This window comes from Rhodococcus sp. P4_B6 (assembly GCF_056402215.1).
The window spans coordinates 1-4,771 of record NZ_JBFUHV010000321.1 but is presented as its reverse complement, the minus strand read 5'-3'; the positions used below and the strand labels follow the sequence as shown (position 1 = coordinate 4,771).

Sequence of the window (4,771 nt, the reverse complement as noted above, 5' to 3'; positions counted from 1 at the left end):
GCCACGACGCGGCGCGCGGCGGGTCTGGACTCACTGTGATCGAGCGGCTCGACGAAATTCCCGGCGTCGGGCGTGGCGCCGCGCAGATCATTCTCGCCGAAGTCGGACCGGACATGACAGTGTTTCCCACGGCCGCGCACCTGGTGTCGTGGGCGAAACTGTGCCCGCGCACCATCCAGTCCGGGCCGATCCAGCGCGGCGGTCGAACCGGCAAGGGCAATCCCTATCTCAAGGGAGTGCTCGGCGAGGCCGCCGCCGCAGCCGCCAAAACAAACACCTTCCTCGGCGAACGCTACCGGCGAATCGTCAAACGTCGCGGCAAGCTCAAAGCCCTCGTCGCCGTCGCCCGCTCCATCCTCGTCGTGGTCTGGCATCTGCTCATCGACACAAACGTCCGGTTCCACGACCTCGGCGCCGACTATCACACCCGCCACATCAACACCGAACGCAAGCTTCGCAGCCACCTCGCCCAGCTCGCCGCCCTCGGCTACCGGGTCACCGTCACGCCCGCTGCCTAACCCAAACACATACCTTCACAAACTGATCCGGCTCCGCAAGCTACGCCGGATGCTATCGCCTGCCACCCACCTTCGGCATTTTCCGGTCAGAGAGTGAGACGGCGCAGTGTGCCGCCCGGGGATCGGGAAGTCGCGCGGCGGGTGCGTCGGGTGTGGCGGGCGCGTTCGGTTTCGGAGAGGCCACCCCAGATGCCATAGGTTTCGGTGGTGGTGAGGGCGTGGGTGCGGCAGTCGGTGAGTACGGGGCAGCTCTGGCAGAGTTGTTTGGCGGCGTGCTCGCGCCGGGCGCGGACGCTACGGCGTTCACCGTCGGGGGAGAAGAACATGTCGGTGTCGGTGCCGCGGCAGGAGGCGCGGTGCTGCCAGTTCCGGTCGATGGGGTGGTGCGGATGATCAGGCACAGCAGATGGGTCGCTTTCGGAATTGAACGGTGACACGCTCAGTGGATCGCGCGGCGAGGTGCGACTGGCGGCCTGTCCGCCGATGAACAGCTGCGTTGCGATTCCATCAGGAAGCCCTGTGGCACCGACGTTCTCGTGTACTGCAGTCATCAGAGTGCGCTCCCGCATGCTGTGTCATGGCCTGCATAAAGCATCCCTCCGGCGGGGGTCTCCGGTCTTGCAGTAAAACGCACACTTCGTGCTGAAACGCGCACGGAGATGGCCTCGGCGCGGTCCCGTGGGTGGCGACGTCAGCGCCTGACGTGTCGTGTGGTGGTACCGCCATGCCGAAGCCACCATGGGCGCCGGAGGGGCGCCTGCCTGCGGCCGGTGACCGTGCCGTGTGGGTTCGTACCCGGGTGCCGGGTGGGTGTTGTGCCCGGGGTCGGTCTTGTGAGCGCGAGTCAGGTGGCTTTGCTTTCGGCGGGTCCGACCGCGTCGAGCACGGTGGCACGCGTCGAAGCGTCGGGGGTGAGGGCCGCCTGGACCGTTCCGGTGTTGAGTAGTTGCCGCCATCTGGCCTCGTCGAATGGTGAGGGGCGGGTATCGGAGAGGAACTTCTCGACGGTGTGGACAAAGCGCAGGGGGTCGTCCCGGAAGGGGAAGTGCCCGGCGTCTGGGAAGATGTCCAGGCGGGAGCCGGGCATTGCCGTGTGCGCGGTGTGGGCGTGGCTGACGGGGATGACGGTGTCCCGGTCTCCCCAGATGAGTTGAACGGGGAGACTGGCCGTGAGGTAGCAGCGGTCGAGCATGGTCACCGTCTGTCCGCGCCAGTCGACCACCGCACGCAGGGTGCGTAGGTAGGCCTCGTATGCGGTGGGGTCGGGCAGTTCGGTCAAGATACGCACCAGATCCGGGGTGTCGTGCAGCGCGGCACCGGGGTGCAGGGGGGTGCCGTGCAGCCGGGTCAACACCGTTCCCACCCATCGCACCGCGGGCACCGCTCCCGGCAGGCGCAGCAATTTCAGTGCCTCGTTGAGGATCGGTGTCGCTGCGAGGCGCAGGAGTGGGTGAACGTCCTTGGTGATGCCGCCGGCGGAGACCAGGATGAGCCGATCCACCATGTGTGGGAATTGGTAGGCGAATTGCATCGCGATGCCGCCGCCGAGTGAGTGTCCGATGACGGTGGCGTGGTCGATTCCCAGGGTGGAGAGTAGGTCGCGTATGCCGTTGGCGTAGGCGGCGACGGAGTAGTCGGCGCGGGGTTTGTCGGAGCGGCCGTGGCCGAGTAGGTCGGGTGCGATGACGGTGTAGTTCTCGGCGAGGTGCGGGATGATCTCGGTCCATGTCGTCGAGTTGTCGCCGATGCCGTGCAGCAGTAGCAGTGCGGGGCCGTTGCCGGTCATGCGGAAGGCGCGTCGGTATCCGTGGATGGTGCGGAACGTCAGTTGCGGCTCGGTGTTGGGTACCGGCCGGAGTCTGCGCATCCGGCTGGGGTTCATCGGACCCTCCTCGCTTGTTGCGTTCTACGTTGATTCTTCGCTGCGCATCGTCGATACCCGTGGCGACACGCCCCACCCGGGGGTGTTGACATCAGGTGGTTGTTGCCTGTCTCCCGTGCCCCGGAGTGGGCGCGGACAACGTTCGCTGGTTATTCGCGGTGGAGGCCGCGGCGTTACACGCGGGCGATCACCGAGCGCCGATCACCAGGCGCCGGGGCCCTGGGCCGTGCCGCTCGATGTCGCTTCCGATGTGGGGAGCCCGACTGAACCTGCTGCCAGGCGACCTGGCCGGCGCCGATCAGAGCGCTCTGAGTGCGCTCGGGCAGTGTCGGTGCCATCGCCAGCAGGCGGTCACCTGATTGCGGGCCAAGTGCACATCACGCGAACGCACACTCGACCGATTAATTGCATTTCAACCACTGACCAGACTGTCCGCGAGGTCCTGAGACAGATGTGTTGACGGAGTCCTGAGACAACATGCGAGTCCAGGTCCTCCTCAACCACGCACGGGCGCGGAATGCCTGACAACTTGCCCGCACGTTCAGCGGCGTTTCCTTCCCGGTTACCTGCAGGGCAGTTGTCCGTACAACTAGTAGCGTGTCGCTGCTAAGTGTTGGGATATAGGTGGCGGAGTTTGATGCGGGCGTCGTCGGTGGTGAAGTGCCACTGGACCTGGCGTTGATCGGCGTTGGTCTGTCGTTGCCAGGCGGCGAGTTCGGCGCCCAGGGTCTCGAGGTCCTCGATGCGCCGGTCCAGGCACTGGCGGGTCAGCACCGAGAGTTCGATCTCGGCGATGTTGAGCCACGAGCCGTGCTTGGGGGTGTGGTGGATCTCGAGTCGCTGCGCGAGCGCGAACGCCTCGGCCGGCTCGAAGGCCTCGTAGAGCGATCCGATGCCGTGGGTATTGAGGTTGTCCATCACCAGCACCACCGTCTCCGCGTCCGGGTAGTCCACGCACAGAAGCTCTTTGACCTGCCGGGCCCAGTCGATCTTGGTGCGCCGGGGCTGGGCATCGACACGCCGCCAGCCGGCCAGGGGCTCGACCCAGCAGAAGATCGARCAGGTCCCGTGCCGCACRTACTCGGAGTCCTCCTTCAGATCGCGTCCCGGGCCTGCAGGGAKCGGGTCACGCACGTGAGCGAGGAGCTGGTAGGGCTTYTCGTCCATGCACACCACCGGGCGAGAGGGGTTGTGGGGGCGGGCGTAGACCGACAGGACATCTTCCATCCGGGCTGCGAACTCCGCGTTCGCCTTTGGTGGGATGGTCCAGCACTTCTTCAGGTGAGGACGAAGTTTCGTTYTTTTAAAATCCGGCCGATGGTCGAGTGGTCCAGGTCKGGGATGTCSTCGAYCAGGGCGACGTGCTTCTCCAGCAGTCGCAGCGACCACCGGGCATGWCCCKCSGGSGGCTKYGWGCASGCCAACGCAATCAACCTGGCCTCGATCTCGCCGGTGATCTGCGASGGCACCGGTGGCAGGTCRCGCTGCTTGCGCCCGATCGTGGCCTCCACGTCCTGACYGGTYTCAGCGAACCGCTTGGCCACCAGYCGCACCGTCTCACCCGAGACCCCCAACCGTGCCGCGATCACCTTCTTCTCATCGACCGCCCCGACCGAGGTGTCCAGCGCCAGCAACACCCGGGCCCGYCGGATCATCGARGCCGGATGCACCCCGGTSGTGGTCAACCGTTCCAAGAACTCACGATCAGCCGAGCTCAACGTCACCGGACGCTTCTTCTGCGAAGGCATTGACAACAGTCCTGACCGGCAGAGGGGAAGGGGAAGTCTGCCGCCTCCAACTTAAACGAAACAAGGCAGAACTAAGCAGCGACACGCTACTAGGTACACACCCGCGCCAAGACCTACCGTCTCGGCAATCCGCCCTTGAATCGCCTGCACATGCTCCCGCACCTGCACCGGATCAGGTGCACTCAAACCATCATCAGCCCCGACGCTCACGCTTCCCCCTGCACTTCACAGCTTCCACCCGGCCGAACGACACCCAGAATTTCATACTGGGGCGACACAGCACTCCCCGGCACGCAATGTGTGCGGTCGACGTACTCGGTACGCGCACCAGTGCCACGGTCATCACGATGGATTTGCCGCTGTCAGGCACTGCCATGCCGCCTCAGAACCCGCGGATACGTGCCGACCGAAGCCGAGCTGGCCGCGACCGCCAGGTCACTGATCCGCGTCGAGTACGACAACCGAGGAGAATTCGTATACGCATCCGGCGGAACCGATTTGTCGCGGACAGCACGAAGTGCGAAGACAGACGGTGAGCGATTTCATCCCGGATATCGCTGCGTCAATCGGAGTTCGCTCAGCATCCTGAGAATCAGCGCCAGATCCACCGCAGTCCCCGGTGA

General features: G+C 65.3%; 5 protein-coding genes. 1 reads left to right on the top strand and 4 read right to left on the bottom strand.

The genetic code is table 11. From position 1 onward, the window contains the following. Positions 1 to 518, top strand: a 518-nt coding sequence (locus AC1DWT_RS49525) for a transposase (RefSeq protein ID WP_477926094.1), incomplete at its 5' end; no start/stop codon positions are given. 86 nt (positions 519 to 604) lie between these two features. Here AC1DWT_RS49525 and AC1DWT_RS49520 read toward each other — a convergent pair. From AC1DWT_RS49520 to AC1DWT_RS49505, 4 genes are all read right to left on the bottom strand, one after another. Beyond that, entirely contained in the window at positions 605 to 919 is a 315-nt protein-coding gene (locus tag AC1DWT_RS49520; protein WP_072951436.1) for a WhiB family transcriptional regulator, read from the bottom strand. A 443-nt stretch (positions 920 to 1,362) separates the two neighbouring features. Then, positions 1,363 to 2,400 carry an alpha/beta fold hydrolase gene (locus tag AC1DWT_RS49515; RefSeq protein ID WP_095863889.1) on the bottom strand — a complete coding sequence of 346 codons (1,038 nt, stop codon included), beginning with the start codon at positions 2,398 to 2,400 and terminating at the stop codon, positions 1,363 to 1,365. Between the two features lie 606 nt (positions 2,401 to 3,006). Further along, positions 3,007 to 3,789, bottom strand: a complete 783-nt coding sequence (locus tag AC1DWT_RS49510; protein WP_477926093.1) for an IS630 family transposase — start codon at positions 3,787 to 3,789, stop codon at positions 3,007 to 3,009. After that, a complete protein-coding gene (locus AC1DWT_RS49505; RefSeq protein WP_477926095.1) occupies positions 3,678 to 4,055 on the bottom strand; it encodes a helix-turn-helix domain-containing protein in 378 nt (125 codons plus the stop codon). Before AC1DWT_RS49505 ends, AC1DWT_RS49510 begins: the two co-directional genes overlap by 112 nt. Positions 4,056 to 4,771: the final 716 nt, after the last annotated feature.